Here is a 20,899-nt window from a genome sequence, read left to right on the forward strand (position 1 = left end):
ACTGTTTTTATGTTCGTCGGACATGCTGGCCGGGTGACCGTTCCCGCTCAGCGCACGCCGCAGCCCGAGCGCACCCGCGTCATGCGGGCGCGGCTGATGCAGGCCACGATCGACTGCCTGGTCGAGCGCGGATGGGCGGGGACCACGACGACGCTGGTGTCCGAACGGGCCGGTGTGTCCCGGGGCGCGCAACTGCACCACTTCCCCTCCAAGCGAGAGCTCGTGGTCGCCTCCGTGCAGCACCTGGCCGATCAGCTCAACGGCGACCTCCAGCGCCGGCATGACGAAGCCATCAACGGCCGCGGCCACAGCACCCGAAAGACGCTGGGCCTGCTCGCCGACCACTTCACCTCGGCGATCTTCGTCGCGTCGCTGGAGCTGTGGGTCGCCGCGCGCACCGATGCCGAGCTGCTCGAGATCGTGCAGCCGATGGAGCGCCGGTGGGGTCGCGAAGAACACCGGCTCGCCGTCGAGCTGCTCGGTGTCGACGACACGCACCCGCCGACGCGGGCGCTGGTGCAGGGCACGCTCGACATGATGCGCGGCTTCGGCCTGGCCAACACGCTGAGCGACGACAGTCGCCGCCGGGGTCGCATCCTCACCGAGTGGGCCGAACTGATCGACGCCAACGCCCGACCGGCCGCTCCTACCGGAAAGACAGGCTGATGCTCGACACCTTGCTGGACGATCTGCGGGCCGAGTCCGCCGCGGTGCGTGACCGGGTGGCCGGCGCGTCGTCGGCGACTCTGCACACCCCCACTCCGGCAGCGGGGTGGGATGTCGCGCACCAGATCGCCCACCTGACCTGGACCGACGAAATGGCAACCAGCGCAGTCGCTTCCGTCGTGGATGGCGTCGATGCACCACACGACTGGAACGCCGCGCTCGAAGCCGCCGCGAAGTCACCGGAGACCTTCGTCGACGACGGTGCCGACGAGCTGGCCGCACTCCCCGCCGACGAGCTGCTGGCCCGATGGGACGCGAGCCGCGAGGCACTCGCCGCCGCGCTTCGGGCGACCCCTGCCGACACCCGCATCCCGTGGTTCGGGCCCCCGATGAAGGCGACGTCGATGGCCACCGCACGCATCATGGAGACCTGGGCGCACGGGCTCGACGTCGCCGCGGCGCTCGGTGCCGAGCCCGAGCCGACCGACCGCATCCGGCACGTCTGCCACCTCGGCGTCGCCACGCGCGGTTTCGTGCACAGCGTGCGCGGCCTGCCTGCCCCCGAGACGCCGGTGTATGTCGAGCTCGTCGCGCCCAGCGGCGAGACCTGGACATGGGGCGACGCGGGTGCGAGTGACCGGATCACCGGGCCCGCCTGGGATTTCGCGCGCGTCGCCGTGCGCCGCCTGCATCCGGACGACACGACGCTGGTCGCCGAGGGCGCTGCGGCCACGGAGTGGCTCGGCATCGTGCAGGCCTTCGCCGGGCCTCCCGGCGACGACCCCGTGCGCCGCACGGCGGGCGACGGCAGAGTCGAGGCACAGGCATGAGTGACAAGGTGCTCCGGATCGCCAACGCGTCCGGCTTCTACGGCGACCGGCTGTCCGCCATGCGCGAGCAGCTCGAGGGCGGACCGGTCGACGTCGTCACCGGCGACTACCTGGCCGAGCTGACGATGCTCATCCTCGGCCGCGACCAGCTGAAGGACGCGTCCACCGGCTACGCCAAGACCTTCCTGCGCCAGCTCGCCGACTGCCTGTCGCTCGCCAAGGCGCAGGGCGTGCGGATCGTCAGCAATGCCGGCGGTCTCAACCCGGCCGGCCTGGCGGACGCCGTGCGCGCGCTCGCTGCCGACACGGGCATCGACATCACCGTCGCCCACGTCGAGGGCGACGACCTCCGCGCGCGGGCTGCGGAGTTCGGCTTCGGCGACGCCCTGACCGCCAACGCCTATCTCGGCGCCTTCGGCATCGCCGAGGCTCTCCGACGGGGTGCCGACATCGTGGTGACCGGTCGAGTGACCGACGCGTCGGTCACCATGGGTCCGGCGATCGCCGAATTCAATTGGGGCCGCGAAGATTTCGACCAGCTCGCCGGCGCACTTGTCGCCGGACACGTCATCGAGTGCGGCGCGCAGGCGACCGGCGGCAACTTCGCCGGCTTCGACACGGTCGGCGACCTGGCGCATCCCGGCTTCCCGATCGCGGAGATCGCCGCAGACGGCAGCAGCATCATCACCAAGCACGTCGGCACCGGCGGTGCGGTCACCGTCGACACCGTGACGGCACAACTGGTCTACGAGATCGGCGGCCCGAGCTATCTGAACCCCGACGTCGTCGCCCACCTCGACACCGTGCAGCTCGACCAGGAGAGCAAGGACCGCGTGCGCATCTCCGGAGTGCGCGGCAGCGCCCCGCCCGAGACCACCAAGGTCGCGCTCAATCGGCTCGGCGGCTTCCGCAACTCCGCCGACTTCGTGCTGACCGGGTTGCAGATCGAGCACAAGGCCGAACTGATCCGGTCCCAGCTGACCGCAGCGCTGGCGGCCGACCCGCCCGCAGAGGTCGTATGGCGACTCGACCGCGCCGACACTCCGGACCCGCAATCGCAATGGGCCGCAACGGCATTGCTGCGCTGCCAGGTGCGCGACAAGCGCGAGGAGCCGGTCGGCCGGGCTTTCAGTGGGGCAGCCGTCGAGCTGGCACTCGCGTCATACCCCGGGTTCACCACGACCGCACCGCCGGCGAAGGCGACGCCGTTCGGCGTCTACCGCCCCGACTACGTGCCGCAGGAGTCGGTGACCCACCAGGTCGTCATCGACGGTGACACAGTCGACATCCCGGTCCCACCCCGGATGACGCCGACATCCCAGGACCACCCCGCGGCCCTCCCGACCGCACCGGACGGCCCGACCGACCGTCTCCCCCTCGGCGCGGTCGCCTATGCCCGCAGCGGCGACAAGGGCGGCGACGCCAACGTCGGCGTGTGGATCCCGCAGAGCAGCCCCGACCCCGAGCGCGCCTATGCGTGGCTGGCCAATCTCCTGACCCCCGAGGCGATTCGGTGGCTGCTGCCCGAGGCGGCCGAGCTGCCGATCGACGTGTGGCCGCTGCCCAACCTGCGCGGGGTCAACATCGTCATCCACGGACTCCTCGGCGAAGGAGTCGCCGCGTCCACCCGTTTCGACCCCCAGGCCAAGGCACTCGGCGAGTGGCTGCGCGCACGGGTCGTCGACGTCCCCGAAGGGATCGCCCTGTGACCGACGTCTGGCTCACCCCCGAACGCGTCGCCCTGCGCGACGCGGTGACTCGCTTCACCACCAAGCACATCGCACCGCACCTGTCGCAGTGGGAGGACGACGGCGCCATACCGCGCGAGCTGCATCGCACCATGGCCGAATCCGGTTATCTCGGAGTCGGTTTCGCAGAAGAAGTCGGCGGCTCCGGCGGTGACATCATCGACGTCTCGATCGTCGCCGAGGCGATCATCCAGGCCGGCGGGTCCAGTGGGCTGATCGCCTGCCTCTTCACGCACGGCATCGCCATCCCGCACATCGTCGCATCCGGCAACACCGACCTCATCGACCGCTACGCGCGTCCCACCCTGGCCGGCGAGCTCATCGGCTCCCTCGGGGTCACCGAGCCCGGTGGTGGCTCCGACGTCGCGGCCGTGCGCACCCGTGCCGTGCGCGACGGTGACCACTACCTGGTCACCGGCTCGAAGATGTTCATCACCAGCGGTGTTCGCTCCGACTTCGTCACCACCCTCGTGCGCACCGGCGGCGACGGCCACGACGGGCTGAGCCTGCTGGTGATCGACAAGGGACTGCCCGGCTTCTCGGTCTCCCAGCCGCTGCGCAAGATGGGCTGGCACTGCTCCGACACCGCCGAGCTCACCTTCGACAACACCCCGGTGCCGGCGACCCAGCTGGTCGGCGGCGAAGGCGACGGATTCGTCGCTGTCATGCGGCAGTTCGTCAACGAACGCATCAATCTCGCAGTGCACGGGTATGCCGTCGCGCAACGCGCGCTCGACCTGGCCACCGACTACGCCCGCACGCGCGAGACCTTCGGCCGGCCGATCATCGACCGGCAGGCCATCCGGCACAAGCTGGTGAGGATGCACCGCCGGGTCGCCGAGGCGCGGGCGCTCACCCGCTCGGTGATCGAGCGTGCCGCGGCCGGTGAGGAACCCATCGCAGACGCCTGCCTCGCCAAGAACTCCGCCGTCGAGGCGTGCGACTACGTCGTCGACGAGGCGGTGCAGATCTTCGGGGGCGCCGGTTACCTGCGCGAGTCGGAGGTCGAGCGGCACTACCGCGACTCCCGCATCCTCGGCATCGGCGGTGGCACCAACGAGATTCTCGACGACCTGGCGGCCAAGCTGCTCGGTTACAGCTCAGGAGGCAAACGGTGACCGTCATACGGTCGACGATCGACCCTAATTCCCCTGCGTACCAAGCAAACCGGGAGGCAATGCTCGAGCGCGTCGCCGACCTCGGCGAGCAGCACGCCAAGGCTCTCGTCGGCGGCGGCGAGAAGTATGTCGAGCGGCACCGCAAGCGCGGCAAGCTGCTCGCCCGCGAGCGGATCGAGCTCCTGCTCGACCGGGACAGCGCATTCCTCGAGCTCTCCACGCTCGCCGCGTGGGGCAGCGACTTCCCGGTCGGCGGCAACGTCGTCACCGGCATCGGGGTGGTCGAGGGCACCGAGTGCATGATCGTCGCGAACGACCCGACCTCGCGCGGCGGCGCATCCAACCCGTCGACGCTGAAGAAGTCCGGGCGTGCCGCGCAGATCGCCGCGGAGAACAACCTGCCGACGATCAACCTGGTCGAGTCCGGGGGTGCAGACCTGCCGACGCAGAAGGAGATCTTCATCCCGGGCGGCGCGGGCTTCCGCAACCTGACTCGGGCAAGCGCGGCCCGACGGCCCACTGTTTCCTTGGTTTTCGGCAACTCGACCGCCGGCGGTGCCTACATCCCCGGCATGAGCGACTACACGGTCATGGTCAAGGGGGGCGCCAAGGTGTTCCTCGCCGGACCGCCCCTGGTCAAGATGGCCACCGGTGAGGACTCCGACGACGAGTCGCTCGGCGGCGCCGAGATGCACGCCCGGCAGTCCGGCCTGGCCGACTACCTGGCGGCCGACGAGCAGGATGCGATCCGGATCGGCCGGTCGATCATCCGCCGGCTCAACTGGCGCAAGCAGGGCCTGGTGCCCGTCCCCGACTACGCCGACCCGGTGCTCGACGCCGAGGACCTGCTCGGTCTGGTGCCTTCGGACCCGAAGGAGCCGTTCGACCCGCGCGAGGTCATCGGCCGGATCGTCGACGGGTCCGACTTCGACGAGTTCAAGCCGCTCTACGGGTCGAGCCTGGTCACCGGCTGGGCCAACCTGCACGGCCACCCGATCGGCATCCTCGCCAACGCCCAGGGTGTGCTCTTCAGCGAGGAAGCACAGAAGGCGGCGCAGTTCATCCAGCTCGCCAACCAGATCGACACCCCGCTCCTCTTCCTGCACAACACCACCGGCTACATGGTCGGCAAGGAATACGAGCAGCGCGGCATCATCAAACACGGCGCCCAGATGATCAACGCGGTCTCCAACTCGACCGTCCCACACCTCAGCGTGGTCATCGGATCGTCATACGGCGCAGGCAATTACGGCATGAGCGGCCGCGCCTACGACCCACGTTTCATGTTCAGCTGGGTCAACGCGAAGTCGGCCGTGATGGGCGCCGCGCAACTCGCCGGCGTCATCTCCATCGTCTCCCGCGCGTCCGCCGAGAAGAAGGGCGTGCCGTTCGACGAGGACGCCGACGCCCAGATGCGCGAGCTGGTCGAGAAGCAGATCGAGGCGGAGTCCACGTCATACGTCATCTCGGGGATGTTGTATGACGACGGCGTCATCGACCCGCGGGACACCCGCACCGTGCTCGGCATCTGCCTGTCCGCGATCAACACGACCGCCACCCGTGGCGCCGAGGGATTCGGAGTGTTCCGGCTGTGATTACCCCGAAGAGTCCTCGCTTCTCCATCACCCGGCAGCTTCCAGGGGTCCCACAATGACGATTCGACGACTGCTCGTTGCCAACCGCGGCGAGATCGCCCGCCGCGTGTTCGCCACCTGCCGCCAGCTCGGCATCGAGACCGTCGCCGTCCACTCGGACGCCGACGCCGACGCGCCCTTCGTGCGGGAGGCAGATTACGCCGTGCGGCTGCCGGGTGACGCCCCGTCCGACACCTACCTGCGCGGTGACCTGATCGTCGCCGCGGCGAAGTCGTCGGGCGCCGACGCCATTCACCCCGGCTACGGGTTCCTTTCCGAGAACGCCGAATTCGCCGGCCAGGTGATCGACGCAGGGGTGACCTGGGTCGGTCCCCGCCCGGAGACCATCGCGTCGATGGGTTCCAAGATCGAGGCGAAGTCGCTGATGCGCGCCGGCGGCGTGCCCACCCTCGACGTCGACGTCGACAACGTCGCCGACGACGCGTTCCCCCTGCTGGTGAAGGCGGCCTTCGGCGGCGGTGGCCGCGGCATGCGGGTGGTGCAGTCCCGCGACCGGCTCGCCGGCGAGCTGGAAGCGGCACGCGACGAAGCGAAGTCGGCATTCGGCGACGACACGGTCTTCGTCGAGCCCTATCTGCCCACCGCGCGTCACGTCGAGGTGCAGGTGCTCGCCGACGAGCACGGCACCTGCTGGGTCGTCGGCGAGCGCGACTGCTCGATCCAGCGGCGCCACCAGAAGGTCGTCGAGGAGGCACCGGCGCCCAATCTCTCTGAGAGCGTGCGTGATCGGTTGTTCGACGCCGCCCGCAAGGCGGTCGCCGCGGTCGACTACGTCGGCGCCGGCACCGTGGAGTTCCTGGTGCAGGGCGACTCGGTCTACTTCCTGGAGATGAACACCCGCCTGCAGGTGGAGCACCCGGTGACCGAGTGCGTCACCGGCACCGACCTGGTGGCCGGGCAGCTGACCGTCGCCGAGGGCGGCGCGCTGCCCGAGCGAGACTTCACCCCGAACGGCCACGCGATCGAGGTCCGGCTCTACGCCGAGGACCCGGCACACGGCTGGGCTCCACAGACCGGCGTCGTCGAGTCCTTCGAATTCCCAGCAGCGATAGCGGAGTTCGCCAAGCTCGACCGCCCCGGACTGCGCCTCGACTCGGCCGTCGAGAGTGGGTCGACGGTCAGCATCCACTACGACCCGATGCTCGCCAAGGTGATCGTCTGGGGCCCGACCCGCGAGGCGGCCACCCGGATGCTCTCCGATGCGCTGCGGCGCGGTCGGGTGCACGGTGTGCTGACCAACGCCGCGGTGCTGCGATCGATTATGACTGACGAGGAGTTCGTCGCCGGGCGCGTGCACACCTCGCTGCTCGACGAACGCATCGAGCAATGGATCGAGGCTGCCGGGGCACCGGACACGACTCAGGCGGTCACCGCGGCCGCTCTCGCCGACGCGACGGCCGCCCAGCGCAGCCGGCCTGTGCAGCAACGGATTCCGGCCGCCTGGCGCAACGTCCCCTCCCAAGACCAGACCCGCACCTACCTGCACGGGGACGACGAGGTCACGGTCGCCTACCGCAGCGTGGGAGGCCGGCTCACGCCAGCCGACCAGACGCTCGCCGCCGAGCAGGTCGACGCCGACGGCGTGCGGTTGCGGTCCGGCGAGGTCGTGTCGGCATACCGCGTCGACCGTGCGGAGGACGTGACCTTCGTCGACGGTCCGCACGGTGCCATCGACCTCACGCTGGAGCCACGCTTCGTGGATCCGCAGGAGGCGGTCGCCAGCGGCTCGCTGCTCGCACCGATGCCGGGCGTTGTCACGGCGGTCAGCGCGGCCGTCGGCGACTCCGTCACCGCCGGCGCACCCCTGCTCGTGCTCGAGGCGATGAAGATGCAGCACTCGATCACCGCTCCCGCCGACGGCGTGGTGAGCGAGCTCCCGGTCAGTGTCGGCACCCAGGTGACCGCCGGCGCCGTCCTCGCCGTCATCGACGAAAACGACTCTGCCGAATAATCATTGGAGACCCGCATGACCGATCAGATTCCGTTCACCGAGACCGAGGAGCGGCAGGCGCTGCGCAAGTCGGTCGCCGCCTTCGCCAGCAAGTACGGCGAGGACTACTGGCTGGAGCAGGCCCGCGCCGGCAAGAAGACCGACGAGCTGTGGGCCGACGCCGGCAAGCAGGGCTTCCTCGGCGTCGCCGTGCCCGAGGAGTATGGCGGCGGTGGCGGCGGCATCGGCGACCTGGCCGCGGTCTGCGAGGAACTCTCCGCCGCTGGTTGCCCGCTGCTGCTCATGGTCGTCTCGCCGGCCATCTGCGGGACCATCATCGCGTCATACGGGACGGACGAGCAGAAGCAGCGGTGGCTGCCCGGTTTCGCCGACGGCACCCGCAAGATGGCCTTCGCGATCACCGAGCCGGACGCCGGGTCCAACTCGCACAACATCACCACGACGGCCACCCGCACCGACGACGGCTGGACCCTCAACGGCGGCAAGGTCTACATCTCCGGGGTCGACGAGGTCAGCGACGTGCTCGTCGTCGGCCGGGTGGAGAGCGCCAAGACCGGCAAGCTGCGACCGGCGCTCTTCGTGGTGCCGACCGGCGTGGAAGGCTTCTCCTACAACCAGATCGAGATGGGCATCGTCGGCCCGGAGAAGCAGTTCGTGGTGCACATCGACAACGTCAAGCTGCCGTATGACGCGCTCGTCGGCAGCGAGGACGCCGGCATCGACCAGCTCTTCGCCGGGCTCAACCCGGAGCGCATCATGGCTGCGTCGTCGGCGACCGGCATGGCGCGGCGCGCGCTGGAGAAGGCCACGGCATACGCCAAGGAGCGCGAGGTGTGGGGGGTGCCGATCGGGCAGCACCAGGCCGTCGCACATCCGCTCGCGCAATCCTACGTCGAGATCAACATGGCGCGGCTGATGACCCAGCGTGCGGCCGCGCTCTACGAAGCCGGCGAATACCTGCTCGCTGGTGAGTCGGCGAACATGGCGAAATACGCTGCGGCAGAAGCGGCGTGCACCACCGTCGATCGCGCGGTCCAGGTGCACGGCGGCAACGGTCTGGCCGAGGAGTACGGCCTGGTGCACATGGTCGGCGCCTCCCGGCTGACCCGCATCGCGCCCGTGAGCCGGGAGATGGCGCTCAACTTCGTCGCGCAGTTCAGCCTGGGGTTGCCGAAGTCGTACTGAGCCCGCGGCGGGCGCGGTGTGGGCGCCGGCGGCGTGCGTAGCCCGCGACTGTCGCGACTTGTGCACGCCGCCGGCCGGTTTCGCGTGCACACCCCGCAACCGTCGCGACTTCTGCACGCCCCAGCCGGGTTTCGCGTGCACAGCCCGCAACCGTCGCGACTTGTGCACGCCCCCAGCCCATTCCGCGTGCGTACGGCGCAACCGTCGCGACTTGTGCACGCCCCAGCGCCCCTTCGCGTGCACAGACCGCAACCGTCGCGACTTGTGCACGCGCCGCCGCCACTCCCCTACTTCCGACGCTCCACCGTCGCGAGCACCTCGGGGTCGGCGCGGAAGTCGATGCGCCGCACCCGGCCGCCCGCGATGGTGAAGTCGAAGGCGACCTTGAACTCGCCGCGGTGCAGCCACGCCGCGCCGGGTCGACCTTCGACATACACCGGGAAGGCCGTCTGAGCGGCGCCGTTGAACATCGTCGCGACGTCCTTCGCGCCGGCGATGCGGGCGGGGGTGCCGAGCGCGACCGCCAGCTCGTCGCCGGCGATGACCGCGTCGGGCGCGAGGAGCTCCATCAGTCGGGCGAAGTCGCCGCCTCGCGCGGCGGCGAGGAACGCGTCGACGATGTCGGCGTCCGAGGCCGGCGAGCCGGCGGCGGGCAGGGCGACCTTCGCCCGCGCCCGGGACGCGAGTTTGCGAGCAGCCGCCGGCGAGCTGTCCAGGATCTGCGCGATCGTCCCGAACTCGACGCCGAACGTGTCGTGCAGCACGAACGCCACCCGCTCGGCCGGCGTGAGCCGGTCGAGCACCACCTGCAGTGCGATGCCGACAGTGTCGGCGAGCGCGACCTCGTCGGCCGGGTCGGGCACGGTGTCGTCCGGCTCGATCTCGGCCTCCGGCAACGGAGTTCGCGACCGGAGCCGGTCCAGGCAGAGCCGGGTGGTGACTGTCGTCAGCCAGCCGGGCAGGTTGTCGATCGCGACTTCGTTGCGGTCGAGCCGCAGCCAGGCGTTCTGGACGACGTCCTCGGCCTCGGCGTGGTCGCCGAGGATGCGCTCCGCCATACGCACCAGGCGAGGACGCTCGGCCAGGAAGACCGCGGTCTGGTCGATTTCGTTCATCGTGGTCACACTTTCATCGTTCGGCTCGTCAGGTGGGTGACGCGCACGAAGCGCGCATTGTGACCGATCAAGGAGAAGACATGACCAGTTTCCAGACCGTGCTCATCCCGGCCAAGGATCTCGCCGCCGCGCGCGAGCTCTACACCAAACTGCTCGGCACGGCGCCGTCCGCCGACTCGGACTACTACGTCGGGTATGACGTCGACGGGCAGCAACGTCCGGCCGAAGGACGGCAGTCAGACACAGATGCTGGGTCGGCGATGAGGAACGAATCGCCGACCCAGCACATTGGACTCGTGCCGGGAGACGGTGAGGTCACGGCATACCTGCACGTCGATGACCTCGACGGCACGATCGAGCAGATCACCGCGGCCGGCGGCGAGGTCGTCGAGGAGCCGAAGAGCGTCGGCGGTACACGCCGGGTCGCGGTCGTGACCGACCCGTCGGGCGGGCGCATCGGGCTGCTCAGCGACGCCGGCTGAGCGTGGCCGCCGAGCGACGGCTGGCGGACCAGCGCAGGTCGCGGTGCCACGACTCGGTCTTGTATGACGTGACCCACCCCATGGAGGAGTACAACCCGTCGGCACCGGTCGGCGAGTCGGCGTCGACCTCGAGGCCGACGCGGTTGCGATCGTGCTCGAGCGCGTCGCGAATCACGGTGTGCAGCAGCGCTTTTGCGACGCCCCGGCCTCGCGAGCGACGGTGCACGCCGATGTAGTCGATGTAGCTGCCGTAGGCGCCGGAGTCGTCCGGCGGCAGCACCGTCCCGACGACGGCCCCACCGGGGGCAGGCTCGCCGGCCTCGTCCTCGACCTCGGCCAGCCACCAGAGCGCCCACCGGTGCCCGGGGTCCTCCCGCAGCCGCTGCATGAACTCCGGGAAGCTCTCCCGATAGGAGTTGAAGTGGTCGGCGAAGGACTCCTCCAGCACCAGGTGCACCGCCTGCAGGTCGGCCGCGACCGGGGTGCCGTCCTCGTGGGTGGCAACCCGGCGCACGGTGACGCCGGCGCGCGGACCGGGCAGGTCGGCGTCCGCCGGGGTCACCGGCCGGGACATCTGCAGCCAGGTGCGCGCCTGCGAATAGCCGGCGTCGGCGAGCCACCGCCGCTGCCGGTCGTCGGCGGCGTAAGCCCCTGAGTCCAGCTGAGTTTCGGTCAGGCCGCGCGCGTGGGTGATGGTGCGGGCGACGTCCGCCGCCCAGTCGAACAACGCCTTGGCGACCTCGTCGGCGTGCTCCTCGTCGGGCCGGACGGTGACCTCGACGACGGTGCGTCCGGCTGCGCGGTCGTGCACCAGCCCCCACGCCGCGAGGGCGCCGTCCGGGTCGCGCACGATGACTTCCCGCCGGGTCCACGACCCGGTGCCGGCGACGTTGGACTCGACCATCTCCGGGTCGACCGAGCTGGAGCCGTGCGCGGCCCGTTGATGGGCGGCGAGCAGCGCGGCGATCTCGGGCACGTCCGGCAGGTCGGGCACACTCGCGCTCCAACCGGTCGGCACCTCGGGCATGGTCAGCTGTGCGGAAGTCACGGCATACAGTCAATCGCAGGCGCTTCAGGCGCGCACGGACCCGCCACCCTGTGGTTTGTCGTCGTCGTCCTTGTCGTCCGGGATCCGGCACCAGGCCTGCACGACGAGACCCACCGCAACCGCGCCGACCGACGCTACGAACAACACGATCGCCTGCACCATGCCGCTGAAAGCACTTGAGGCTTCTAGCCTTCCGGCCTCGACGAGCGCATAGCCCGCGAACCAGCCGGCCAGTGCCGCGCCGGCGAGGACACACGCCTGCGCCGCGACCAGTGCGCGCCGCGCCTTCTGCGGCGACGGGGGCCGGGTGGACTGGCCGCGCAGATAGGCGCGCACCTCCCAGCCGCCGGCGAGCACCGCGACCGTGAGCAGCACGATCGCGATGAGTGCGAACCACGAGTTGTGCGGCAGGGTGTTGCCGCGGGTCGAGCCGAGTTTGAGCGCCACGTAGGACAACACCAGCACGACGCCACCGACACCGGTGGCGTGCCGCCAGCTCACGCCGTTCTCGGTCACAACGGGCTCCAATCCGGCCCCGGCCGTATGCCGGAGCGATCGCTCGAGTCCAACAGGTCATGCACCGGCACGGCCGCTCCCCCGACCGACAGCGTCGCGGCCGGGTCGGCGTCGGCCCAGGGGGCGAGCACGAAGGCGCGTGCGGCAGCGCGCGGGTGCGGCAGGGTGAGCTCCGGGGTGTCGAAGCGCAGGTCGGTGCCCGCGGCGGGGTCGCCGACCTGCAGCAGGTCGAGGTCCAAAGTGCGCGCACCCCAACGGATCTCACGAGTGCGGCCCCGACCGGCCTCGATCTCGTGCAGCCGCTCCAGCAGCGTCCACGGCGCCAGGCGGGTGCTGCCGACCGCGACCGCGTTGAGGTAGTCGGGTTGCTCCGGGCCGCCCACCGGGTCGGTCTCGAAGAGGCGGCTGACCGCGATCAGCTCCAGCCCGGGCAGGCGGTCGAGCGACCGCACCGCGGAGCGCAGCGTGGCGACGCGGTCGCCCAGGTTGGCGCCGAGTGCGATGGCGACCGGGCGGTGCTGCTCACGGCGGATCGTCACCGACGGACCGGAGAGGCCGATGTCCGAAAACCGCACTCCCGCAGGCGCATCCGGCTTGTGCACGGTCACTTCGACGGCTTCGGCGGCCGGACGCTGCAGGACCGAGGCGGCCACCTGCTCGGCGAGCGTCTCGATCAGGTCGACTGGCGGCTGGGTCATGATCCGCTCGACATCCTGCGCGACCTCGGCGTAGCTGATCGTGGCGCCGAGGTCGTCGCTGTGGCCCGCCCCGGACAGGTCGCACTCGATCACGACGTCGACGAAAAACCGCTGCGGCTCGCGCTTTTCGTGGTCGAGCACGCCGTGCGGGGTGGTCACCGCGATGCCGGTCAGTGTGATCCGGTCGGTGCATCCTGCGGTGTTCATTCGGCTGCCCCGGCAGCTCGCAGCTTGGCGACGACGTCGCACGCCGCGAAGGTCGAGCGGACCTCGTGCACCCGGATCGCCCACACGTCCGCCTGGGCGAGCACGACGGACACCGCGGCGGTCGCGTAGTCGCGCTGGTCGGCCGGCACCGGCGGTGCTTGCCCTGCGCCTTCTCCTGAGCGCTGTCCTGAACCTGTCGAAGGGCCCGCCGCGGGGTCGCGGCTGCCGATCCGGGAGAGGAACGACTTGCGCGAGGCACCGACGAGCACCGGCAGCCCCAACTGCTCCAGGCTCGAAAGGTGCTGCAGCAAAAGCCAGTTCTGGTCAGCGGTCTTGGCAAACCCCAGGCCGGGGTCGATGACCAGCTGCGACGAGGCGACGCCGGCGTCGAGCGCGGCCTGCACCTGGGCGGACAGCTCGCGGCGGACTTCGTCGACGACGTCGGCATAGACCGCTCTGGTCTGCATGTCGTGGCTGTGACCGCGCCAGTGCATGACCACGAAGCCGGCGCCGGTGTCGGCCGCGACTCCCGTCATACCGGGATCGGCGAGGCCGCCGCTCACGTCGTTGACGATGCGTGCTCCGGCCGCGACTGCCGCCGCGGCGACCTCGGCGCGCATGGTGTCGATCGAGATCCAGGCTCCGGTGCCGGCCAGCCCCTCGATCACGGGTATGACGCGCCGCAGCTCCTCCTCGACACTCGGTCGCGAGGCGCCGGGCCGGGTCGATTCGCCGCCGATGTCGAGGATGTCCGCGCCCTGGGCGAGCAGTTCGCGACCGTGTGCGACGGCGGAATCGCAGTCGTACCAACGCCCCCCGTCGGAGAACGAGTCGGGCGTGACGTTGACGACGCCCATCACGAGGGGGCGTTCGGCGGGTCGGGCCGGCAGTGCCGCAGCCTGCGCAGCCATCGTCACCGTCGCGACTGTGCGTTGATCAGGCTCATCGCCTCGGCGCGGGTGGCCGGGTCGGTCAGCTGCCCGCGCACCGCCGAGGTGATCGTGAGTGCACCGGGTTTGCGCACGCCACGCATCGACATGCACAGGTGCTCACACTCCACGACGACCAGCACGCCCTGGGCGTGCAGGTGCTGCACGAGGGCGTCGGCGATCTGGGTGGTGAGCCGCTCCTGCACCTGCGGCCGCCGGGCGAACACCTCGACGAGCCGGGCGATCTTGGAAAGACCGGTGACCCGGCCGTCCGGCGCCGGGATGTAGCCGACGTGCGCGACGCCGTGGAAGGGCACCAGGTGGTGCTCGCAGGTGGAGTAGACCTCGATGTCGCGCACGATGACCAGCTCGGAGTGGTCGACGTCGAAGGTGCGGCTGAGCGCTTCCTCCGGGGTCTGCCACATGCCGGCGAAGGTCTCGGCATACGCACGGGCGACCCGGCCGGGGGTGTCCTTCAGACCCTCCCGGTCCGGGTCCTCACCGAGGGCGAGCAGCAGCTCGCGGACTGCGGCTGCTGCTCGCTCGAGATCAACTGTCGGCGGGGTCGACATACCCGCCGTCCGGGACCTCGATGACCGCCTCCGGCGGGTGCAATTCGGCCTGCTGCTTGTCCTCTTCCTTCTCCAGGTCGACGCCGTTGGCCTGCGCGCGCTGCTCGGCCGGGGTCAGCACCGGCGGGCGGTCGCTGACGAAGCGGCGGTCGCTGGACAGCCAGATCTTGCGCCGCGGGCGCTTGCGGACGTCCTTGAAGATCTCCTTGAGCTGCTCGACGTCGAGCGTCTCCTTCTCGAGGAGTTCGAGCACCAGGTTGTCGAGCACGTCGCGGTTGTCGTTGAGCGCGTGCCAGGCCTCGTCGTGCGCGGCCTCGATGAGTCGGCGGACCTCCTCGTCGACGACGCCCGCGAGCTCCTCGGAGTAGTCGCGCTCGTGGCCCATGTCGCGGCCGAGGAAGACCTCGGAGTTGCCCTGGCCGAGCTTGATCGCGCCGACGCGCTCCGACATACCGAACTGGGTGACCATCTTGCGGGCGAGGCCGGTGGCCTTCTCGATGTCGTTGGCCGCACCGGTGCTCGGGTCGTGGAAGACGATCTCCTCCGCGACCCGGCCGCCGAGCGCGTAGGCCAGCTGGTCGAGCAGCTCGTTGCGGGTGGTGGAGTATTTGTCGTCGACCGGCAGCACCATCGTGTAACCGAGGGCGCGGCCGCGCGGCAGGATGGTGATCTTGCTGACCGGGTCGGTGTGGTTGAGCGCCGCCGCGACCAGGGCGTGACCACCCTCGTGGTAGGCGGTGATCTTGCGCTCCTTGGCGCTCATCACGCGGGTGCGCTTCTGCGGACCGGCCATGACGCGGTCGATCGCCTCGTCGAGGGCGCGGTTGTCGATGATCTGCGCGTTGGAGCGGGCGGTGAGCAGCGCGGCCTCGTTGAGCACGTTGGCGAGGTCGGCGCCCGAGAAGCCCGGGGTACGGCGGGCCACCTGCAGCAGGTCGATGTCCTTGGCCATCGGCTTGCCCTTGGCGTGCACCTGCAGGATGTGGTGACGGCCGCCCATGTCGGGCGCCTCGACCGCGATCTGCCGGTCGAACCGGCCCGGGCGCAGCAGCGCCGGGTCGAGGATGTCGGGGCGGTTGGTCGCGGCGATCAGGATGACGTTGGTCTTGACGTCGAAGCCGTCCATCTCGACCAGCAGCTGGTTGAGGGTCTGCTCGCGCTCGTCGTGGCCGCCGCCGAGGCCCGCACCGCGGTGCCGGCCGACAGCGTCGATCTCGTCGACGAAGATGATGGCGGGCGCGTTGGCCTTGGCCTGCTCGAAGAGGTCGCGCACGCGGCTGGCGCCGACGCCGACGAACATCTCCACGAAGTCCGAGCCGGAGATCGAGTAGAACGGCACCCCGGCCTCGCCGGCGACCGCGCGTGCCAGCAGCGTCTTACCGGTGCCGGGCGGGCCGTAGAGCAGCACACCCTTGGGGATCTTGGCGCCCACGTCGAGGAACTTCTTCGGCGACTGCAGGAACTCCTTGATCTCGTGGAGCTCCTCAACGGCCTCGTCCGAGCCGGCGACGTCGGCGAAGGTGACCTTCGGCATGTCCTTGCTGGCCAGCTTGGCCCGCGACTTGCCGAACTGCATGACGCGCGAGCCGCCGCCCTGCATCTGGCTCATCAGGAACCAGAAGATCAGGATGAACAGCAGGAACGGCGCCAGGCTGATCAGGATCGACAGGAAGACGTTCTGCTTGTCGGGGTCGTCGGTGTAGCCACCGGGCGGCGGGTTCTTCGACAGCATCTCAACCAGGCTGTCGCCGCGCGGGCTGACGTAGTTGGCCGACACCTTGGTGGCGTCCTTGACGTCGCCGATGGTGGTCGGGTCCTTCAGCGTCAGGTTGATCGCATCGGGGGTCAGCTTGGCGGATTCGACCTGCTTGGAGGTGATCAGTCGCTCGGCCTGGGAGGTGTCGATGTTCTGGTAGCCGCCGACGTTGCCGAAGACGAACCAGAGGAAGCCGAGCAACACGACCAGGACGATCCACAGGCCGGGGCTCTTGATGACGCGCTTGAAGTTCATGTACGTGCGGGGCGTGCCCCGATCCTCCTGCTACGAGTTGGGCCGAGCCCGACAACAGACCAATAGACGGTACACCGACGAAACCGGGGAGATCTTCGGGTGTCCGGCCTGGTCAACGCATGGCAGGTGACCGATGTTCCGTATGACGTCCCGCAGCCCTTAGCTGCGACAGACTCGCGCAAGATTGCGGCGCCGGGTCCGCGCCGGGTATCGCCGAGCGTCGTTCGGCGCGCCGTCGAGCCGCGGCTCGGCGATACCTCGGGCGCAGCGAATCAGCCGATCAGGCCGGTGCTGCCGAAGATCGGCGACTGCGGGTAGCACCGAATCGCGTGCTGGTCGGCCGGATCGAGCTTGTTGAGCACGATCTGGGCGACGTTCTTGGAGTAGGGCAGGCTCAGGTGCTCGGACTGGTCGACTGCGCAGACGTTCTGAATGGTGATGTTGTCGACGCTGGAGTCGGGGCCCGGCTTGATGAACGCCCGCTCGTATGGCGTGACGACCTCGTCGTTCTTGGTCGCGATGACCGTGTAGTTGATGCCCGCGACGGTCTCACTGCCGCCATTGACCTGCTGGTAGAACGGCGCCTGCGGGTTCGGGCTCTGGTCGGCCTGCTGGGCGGCCGCGGGCATCCGGATCGCATTCAGCACCGTCATACCGGCGCCGAACAGGTTGAGCGTCTTGGCAAGTTCGGTGATGCCGGACAGCGTGGTCGGGTGGTTGGACGGCGCAAGCCCGATCACGTTGTCGACCGTGCCGGGGGTCGCGAGCTTGTTGGCGTAGTAACGGATCAGTGCACCGCCCTGCGAGTGCCCGATCAGGTCGACCTTGGCGGCACCGGTCTGCGACCGCACCTTGTCGACGAACGGGGTGATCTCGTTGGCCGACTTGATCATGTCGCCTGTGCCGTTGAGGAAGGGGACGCCGGTGGAATTGCCGTAGTTGAGCGCGTAGACGCAGTAGCCCTGGTCTTTGAGGATCGGTGCCAGACCGTTCCAGTTGTTGTAGGCGTTCTCCCAGGTGCCGTGGACCAGCACCACCGGGTTCGGGTGGGCGGCGGACGGCTTGCAGCTCCAGTCGTTGGCGCCGATCGGGTTGCGCGTCGGCGTCAGCGTCGACACCCCGAAGGCCCGCGGGAACGAGTTGTCCTCGGTGGGCGGCGAGATCCGGATCGGGCGGGGCGTCGGATCGGTCGCCGCCTCGGCGGGCATCCCGATCGCGACCAGGCATGAGGTCGCGGCGGCCGCGGCGATCGTCATACGAAACGTCTTGCGGGTCATCTCTACTCCTCGGATTAGGTGACGGGGGTCACATTTTACCGAGAAGTAAGTTCCTGCTGGGTAAGAAGACTGTCAAGAAGAGCCTGCGAGCGCGGCCGGAGGAGGAGTCGACGCCAAGAGGACAGGCGTACTCGTCGCCGACGAAGGAGGCTACGAGTACACGTGCGGGGCGAGCGTTCCGATGTCGCGCAGGTTGCGGAACTTCTCGTCGTAGTCCAGCCCGTAGCCGACGACGAATTCGTTGGGGATGTCGAAGCCGACGTACTTGCAGTCGATCTCGACCTTGGCGGCGTCGGGCTTGCGCAGCAGCGTGCAGATCTCGACCGACGCGGGCTCCCGGGAGCGCAGGTTGCTGGTGATCCAGTTGAGGGTCAGCCCGGAGTCGATGATGTCCTCGACGATCAGCACGTGGCGGCCGGAGATGTCGGTGTCGAGGTCCTTCAGGATGCGCACGACGCCGGAGCTCTTGGTGCCCGAGCCGTATGACGAGACCGCCATCCAGTCCATCGGCACCGAGCCGGGCAAGGCCCGCATCAGGTCGGCCATCACCAGGATCGCGCCCTTGAGCACGCCGACGAGCAGCACGTCCTTGTCCTGGTAGTCGCGCCAGATGTCGGCGGCGAGTTCGTCGAGGCGGGCGTGGATCTGCTCCTCGGTGAAGAGCACGTGGTCGAGGTCGTCTCCCATATGGCTGGAGTCCATGGGGCTATTCAACACGCCCGTGGTTCGAGGTGGATCAGCCCGTCGGCCCGACGCACCTGCAGCGCGCCCGGCACGTGGATCGGGCCCTGCCCGCGCCATTGCCCGACGAGGGCGTCGACGCCGTCGAGGTGCACCTTGCCGAGGGCGGCGCTCGGGCAGCCTCCGGTGGTGAGCAGGCTGCGCCATACGCGAGTGCGGAGGGCGGGGCTGAGGGTGCTCAATTCGTCGACGGGCCAAGGGGTTTCGCCGAGACGGGCGGCGATGGCGTCGGCCTGCTCGTCGAGCGTGTCGAGGTCGCGGCGGACGAGTGCGGCGCTGCGGGCGAGGCCGGCGACGACCCCGGGCCCGATCTGCCGCTCCAGGTCGACCAGCGCCTGCCGGGTGCGCACCCGCAGATAACGCGGGTCGCTGTTGTGCGGGTCCTGCCACGGCTCGATGCCGAGTGCGGCACACGCCGCGGCCGTCTCGGCGCGGGCGACGTCGAGCAGCGGCCGCATCCACCGGACGCCGCGGGAGTGCGCGACCTGCGGCATACCGGAGATGGCGCGGGGGCCGGAGCCGCGGGCGAGGCCGAGCAGCACGGTCTCGGCCTGGTCGTCCCGGGTGTGGCCGAGGAGCACGCCGGCAGCGGCCGCCTCACCGGCGGCGTCGGCGAGCGCCGTGTAGCGGACCTCGCGGGCGGCGGCCTCGGGGCCGTCGGCGCCGGCCGGCACGTGCACCGGTATGACGCGCGCCGCGAGCCCAAGGGCGTGGCACTGTTCGGCGGCGCGGGCGGCGACGGCGTCCGACCCGTCCTGCAGCCCGTGGTCGACCACGACCGCCTCGGCGGTCAGCCCCAGTTTCGGCGCCTCGAAGGCCAGCGCGGCCGCGAGCGCCAGGGAGTCGGCGCCGCCGGAGCAGGCGACGAGCACGGTGTCACCGGGTCCGATCGGGGCACGCAGCGCGCGCCGCACGGCCAGGCGGGTGGCCGCGACGGCCGGGTGCGGGCCCGCCATAGCGCCGATCCCCTAACCGTGGACGCGCTCGACCCAGGCGGCCGGCGTCTCGATCTCGGCGGCGGTCGGCAGCGTCTGCGGTGACGTCCACACCGCGTTGAAGCCGTCGACGCCGACCTTCTCCTGCACGGCCCGGCAGAACGCGGCGCCGTCGCGGTATTGCCGCATCTTGGCCTCGAGGCCGAGCAGCCGGCGCAGCATGCGGTCGACGCTGCCGGCGCCCTTGCGGCGCTCGTCGAACTTGGCGCGGATCTGGTCGACGGACGGCACGACCTGCGGGCCGACGTCGTCCATCACCACGTCGGCATGGCCTTCGAGCAGCGACATGATCGCGGTGATGTCGGCCAACTCGGCGCGTTGCGCAGGGTTGACGACGAGGTCGGTGAGGCCGCCCCCGCCGTCGCGCAGCGCACCGGGCAGCGCCTTGGCGACCGACTGCAGCCGCTGCTGGAGCGCTTCGGGGTCGGGCACGAGGTCGGTGATCAGCGTGCGCACCCGCCCGATCAGGTGCTCGCGCAGCCACGGCACCGCGGTGAACTGCACCCGGTGGGTCTCCTCGTGCAGGCACACCCAGAGCCGGAAGTCGGTCGGGTCGACGTGGAGTTCGCGCTCGGCGGCGACGATGTTGGGCGCGACGAGCAGCAGGCTCGGCTGTCCCTCGGGCGCGAGGTCGAACTGCCCGAGCACTTTGCTCGCCACGAAACCCATCAGCGCACCGGTCTCGGCGCCGCCGACCTTCGCGCCGACGGCGCGGGTGCGCGGGCCGGCCTTCTTCTTGGCGGTGAGCACGTCGATGACCGGCGCCAGCAGCGCGTCCATCGAGTCGACGTTGACGTCGATCCAGACGGTCCGGTCGACGATGTGCACGGGCGACTCCGCGCCGGTGCTCGCGTCCATCCGCGCGGTCTCGGCGACCGGCCCGTGCGCGCGCATCGCCGCGCCCCGCAGGTCCTCGACCGCGGCGGCCGCCTCACCCGGTGTCGTGCTCGGACCGTCCGCGACGAACCTGCGGGCGGTGCGCTTCGCCAGCGCCCAGTCGACATACGTCTGCGCCATGTCCACGAGGGTATGACGTGACGCCGCGCGCCGGCGCGGCCGTCATACCGAGCGCGCGCCGGGCCTGGTCGCCGCAGCCTGCTCGCCGAGTTGACGACCCGAAAGGTCACTTCCGCGGGACGGTCGCACCTTGTGGTG

19 protein-coding genes are annotated in these 20,899 nt (G+C 70.1%); 8 read left to right on the forward strand and 11 right to left on the reverse strand.

Features of this window, described 5'->3' with window-relative positions; translation table 11 throughout:
* Nucleotides 1-33: 33 nt before the first annotated feature.
* The 7 genes from HJ588_RS01610 to HJ588_RS01640 are packed head-to-tail and all read left to right on the forward strand — an operon-like array spanning nt 34 to nt 9,153.
* Nucleotides 34-666, forward strand: a complete 633-nt coding sequence (locus tag HJ588_RS01610; RefSeq protein WP_343036551.1) for a TetR/AcrR family transcriptional regulator — start codon at nt 34-36, stop codon at nt 664-666.
* Entirely contained in the window at nt 666-1,496 is an 831-nt protein-coding gene (locus tag HJ588_RS01615; protein ID WP_171151326.1) for a TIGR03084 family metal-binding protein, read from the forward strand. The genes HJ588_RS01610 and HJ588_RS01615 overlap by 1 nt, the downstream gene beginning before the upstream one ends.
* Nucleotides 1,493-3,205 carry an acyclic terpene utilization AtuA family protein gene (locus HJ588_RS01620; protein WP_171151328.1) on the forward strand — a complete coding sequence of 571 codons (1,713 nt, stop codon included), beginning with the start codon at nt 1,493-1,495 and terminating at the stop codon, nt 3,203-3,205. The genes HJ588_RS01615 and HJ588_RS01620 overlap by 4 nt, the downstream gene beginning before the upstream one ends.
* The gene (locus tag HJ588_RS19875; RefSeq protein WP_171151330.1) at nt 3,202-4,362 is read left to right on the forward strand and encodes an acyl-CoA dehydrogenase family protein; all 1,161 of its coding nucleotides are present in this window, start codon (nt 3,202-3,204) and stop codon (nt 4,360-4,362) included. The genes HJ588_RS01620 and HJ588_RS19875 overlap by 4 nt, the downstream gene beginning before the upstream one ends.
* Nucleotides 4,359-5,957, forward strand: a complete 1,599-nt coding sequence (locus HJ588_RS01630) for an acyl-CoA carboxylase subunit beta (RefSeq protein ID WP_171151332.1) — start codon at nt 4,359-4,361, stop codon at nt 5,955-5,957. Before HJ588_RS19875 ends, HJ588_RS01630 begins: the two co-directional genes overlap by 4 nt.
* Before the next feature lie 55 nt (nt 5,958-6,012).
* Nucleotides 6,013-7,968, forward strand: coding sequence for an acetyl/propionyl/methylcrotonyl-CoA carboxylase subunit alpha (locus HJ588_RS01635; RefSeq protein WP_171151334.1), 1,956 nt, complete (start codon nt 6,013-6,015; stop codon nt 7,966-7,968).
* A gap of 15 nt (nt 7,969-7,983) precedes the next feature.
* On the forward strand, nt 7,984-9,153 hold the full coding sequence (locus HJ588_RS01640; RefSeq protein ID WP_171151336.1) for an acyl-CoA dehydrogenase family protein: 1,170 nt from the start codon (nt 7,984-7,986) through the stop codon (nt 9,151-9,153).
* Between the two features lie 287 nt (nt 9,154-9,440).
* Here HJ588_RS01640 and HJ588_RS01645 read toward each other — a convergent pair whose 3' ends face one another.
* Complete coding sequence (locus tag HJ588_RS01645; protein WP_171151337.1) at nt 9,441-10,268, reverse strand: sigma-70 family RNA polymerase sigma factor; 828 nt, start codon at nt 10,266-10,268, stop codon at nt 9,441-9,443.
* 80 nt (nt 10,269-10,348) lie between these two features.
* Between HJ588_RS01645 and HJ588_RS01650 the strand changes: the two genes are divergently transcribed.
* Nucleotides 10,349-10,750 carry a VOC family protein gene (locus HJ588_RS01650; protein ID WP_171151339.1) on the forward strand — a complete coding sequence of 134 codons (402 nt, stop codon included), beginning with the start codon at nt 10,349-10,351 and terminating at the stop codon, nt 10,748-10,750.
* Here the strand turns inward: HJ588_RS01650 and HJ588_RS01655 are convergent.
* The 10 genes from HJ588_RS01655 to HJ588_RS01700 all read right to left on the reverse strand — a co-directional run bounded on the left by HJ588_RS01655 (nt 10,734) and on the right by HJ588_RS01700 (nt 20,761).
* Entirely contained in the window at nt 10,734-11,798 is a 1,065-nt protein-coding gene (locus HJ588_RS01655) for a GNAT family N-acetyltransferase (protein WP_343036552.1), read from the reverse strand. The two genes, HJ588_RS01650 and HJ588_RS01655, sit on opposite strands and share 17 nt — an antisense overlap.
* A gap of 24 nt (nt 11,799-11,822) precedes the next feature.
* Nucleotides 11,823-12,314 carry a DUF3180 family protein gene (locus tag HJ588_RS01660; protein WP_171151341.1) on the reverse strand — a complete coding sequence of 164 codons (492 nt, stop codon included), beginning with the start codon at nt 12,312-12,314 and terminating at the stop codon, nt 11,823-11,825.
* Entirely contained in the window at nt 12,311-13,219 is a 909-nt protein-coding gene (folK, locus tag HJ588_RS01665) for a 2-amino-4-hydroxy-6-hydroxymethyldihydropteridine diphosphokinase (protein WP_171151343.1), read from the reverse strand. Before folK ends, HJ588_RS01660 begins: the two co-directional genes overlap by 4 nt.
* Nucleotides 13,216-14,130 (reverse strand): dihydropteroate synthase, encoded by a 915-nt coding sequence (gene folP / locus HJ588_RS01670; protein WP_171155271.1) that lies wholly within the window; start codon nt 14,128-14,130, stop codon nt 13,216-13,218. The genes folK and folP overlap by 4 nt, the downstream gene beginning before the upstream one ends.
* A 2-nt stretch (nt 14,131-14,132) precedes the next feature.
* Complete coding sequence (folE, locus tag HJ588_RS01675; protein ID WP_171151345.1) at nt 14,133-14,720, reverse strand: GTP cyclohydrolase I FolE; 588 nt, start codon at nt 14,718-14,720, stop codon at nt 14,133-14,135.
* Nucleotides 14,698-16,731, reverse strand: coding sequence for an ATP-dependent zinc metalloprotease FtsH (gene ftsH, locus HJ588_RS01680; RefSeq protein WP_171151347.1), 2,034 nt, complete (start codon nt 16,729-16,731; stop codon nt 14,698-14,700). Before ftsH ends, folE begins: the two co-directional genes overlap by 23 nt.
* A gap of 272 nt (nt 16,732-17,003) precedes the next feature.
* Nucleotides 17,004-18,008, reverse strand: coding sequence for an esterase/lipase family protein (locus HJ588_RS01685; RefSeq protein ID WP_171151349.1), 1,005 nt, complete (start codon nt 18,006-18,008; stop codon nt 17,004-17,006).
* Between the two features lie 150 nt (nt 18,009-18,158).
* Nucleotides 18,159-18,710 carry a hypoxanthine phosphoribosyltransferase gene (hpt, locus tag HJ588_RS01690; RefSeq protein WP_171151352.1) on the reverse strand — a complete coding sequence of 184 codons (552 nt, stop codon included), beginning with the start codon at nt 18,708-18,710 and terminating at the stop codon, nt 18,159-18,161.
* Between the two features lie 8 nt (nt 18,711-18,718).
* Nucleotides 18,719-19,705 (reverse strand): tRNA lysidine(34) synthetase TilS, encoded by a 987-nt coding sequence (tilS, locus tag HJ588_RS01695; protein WP_171151354.1) that lies wholly within the window; start codon nt 19,703-19,705, stop codon nt 18,719-18,721.
* Nucleotides 19,706-19,717: 12 nt separating this feature from the next.
* A complete protein-coding gene (locus HJ588_RS01700; protein WP_171151356.1) occupies nt 19,718-20,761 on the reverse strand; it encodes a zinc-dependent metalloprotease in 1,044 nt (347 codons plus the stop codon).
* Nucleotides 20,762-20,899: the final 138 nt, after the last annotated feature.

It is taken from the genome of Flexivirga aerilata (assembly GCF_013002715.1).
GTDB classification, from domain to species: domain Bacteria; phylum Actinomycetota; class Actinomycetes; order Actinomycetales; family Dermatophilaceae; genus Flexivirga; species Flexivirga aerilata.

What these genes read in the sequence shown, in the direction of transcription:
- HJ588_RS01615 (WP_171151326.1), top strand. Translation starts at nt 666, where the DNA reads ATGCTCGACACCTTGCTGGACGATCTGCGGGCCGAGTCCGCCGCGGTG.
- HJ588_RS01620 (WP_171151328.1), top strand. Translation starts at nt 1,493, where the DNA reads ATGAGTGACAAGGTGCTCCGGATCGCCAACGCGTCCGGCTTCTACGGC.
- HJ588_RS01635 (WP_171151334.1), top strand. Translation starts at nt 6,013, where the DNA reads ATGACGATTCGACGACTGCTCGTTGCCAACCGCGGCGAGATCGCCCGC.
- HJ588_RS01640 (WP_171151336.1), top strand. Translation starts at nt 7,984, where the DNA reads ATGACCGATCAGATTCCGTTCACCGAGACCGAGGAGCGGCAGGCGCTG.
- HJ588_RS01645 (WP_171151337.1), bottom strand. Translation starts at nt 10,268, where the DNA reads ATGAACGAAATCGACCAGACCGCGGTCTTCCTGGCCGAGCGTCCTCGC.
- HJ588_RS01650 (WP_171151339.1), top strand. Translation starts at nt 10,349, where the DNA reads ATGACCAGTTTCCAGACCGTGCTCATCCCGGCCAAGGATCTCGCCGCC.
- folK (WP_171151343.1), bottom strand. Translation starts at nt 13,219, where the DNA reads ATGAACACCGCAGGATGCACCGACCGGATCACACTGACCGGCATCGCG.
- folP (WP_171155271.1), bottom strand. Translation starts at nt 14,130, where the DNA reads ATGGCTGCGCAGGCTGCGGCACTGCCGGCCCGACCCGCCGAACGCCCC.
- folE (WP_171151345.1), bottom strand. Translation starts at nt 14,720, where the DNA reads ATGTCGACCCCGCCGACAGTTGATCTCGAGCGAGCAGCAGCCGCAGTC.
- ftsH (WP_171151347.1), bottom strand. Translation starts at nt 16,731, where the DNA reads ATGAACTTCAAGCGCGTCATCAAGAGCCCCGGCCTGTGGATCGTCCTG.
- HJ588_RS01685 (WP_171151349.1), bottom strand. Translation starts at nt 18,008, where the DNA reads ATGACCCGCAAGACGTTTCGTATGACGATCGCCGCGGCCGCCGCGACC.
- hpt (WP_171151352.1), bottom strand. Translation starts at nt 18,710, where the DNA reads ATGGACTCCAGCCATATGGGAGACGACCTCGACCACGTGCTCTTCACC.
- tilS (WP_171151354.1), bottom strand. Translation starts at nt 19,705, where the DNA reads ATGGCGGGCCCGCACCCGGCCGTCGCGGCCACCCGCCTGGCCGTGCGG.
- HJ588_RS01700 (WP_171151356.1), bottom strand. Translation starts at nt 20,761, where the DNA reads ATGGCGCAGACGTATGTCGACTGGGCGCTGGCGAAGCGCACCGCCCGC.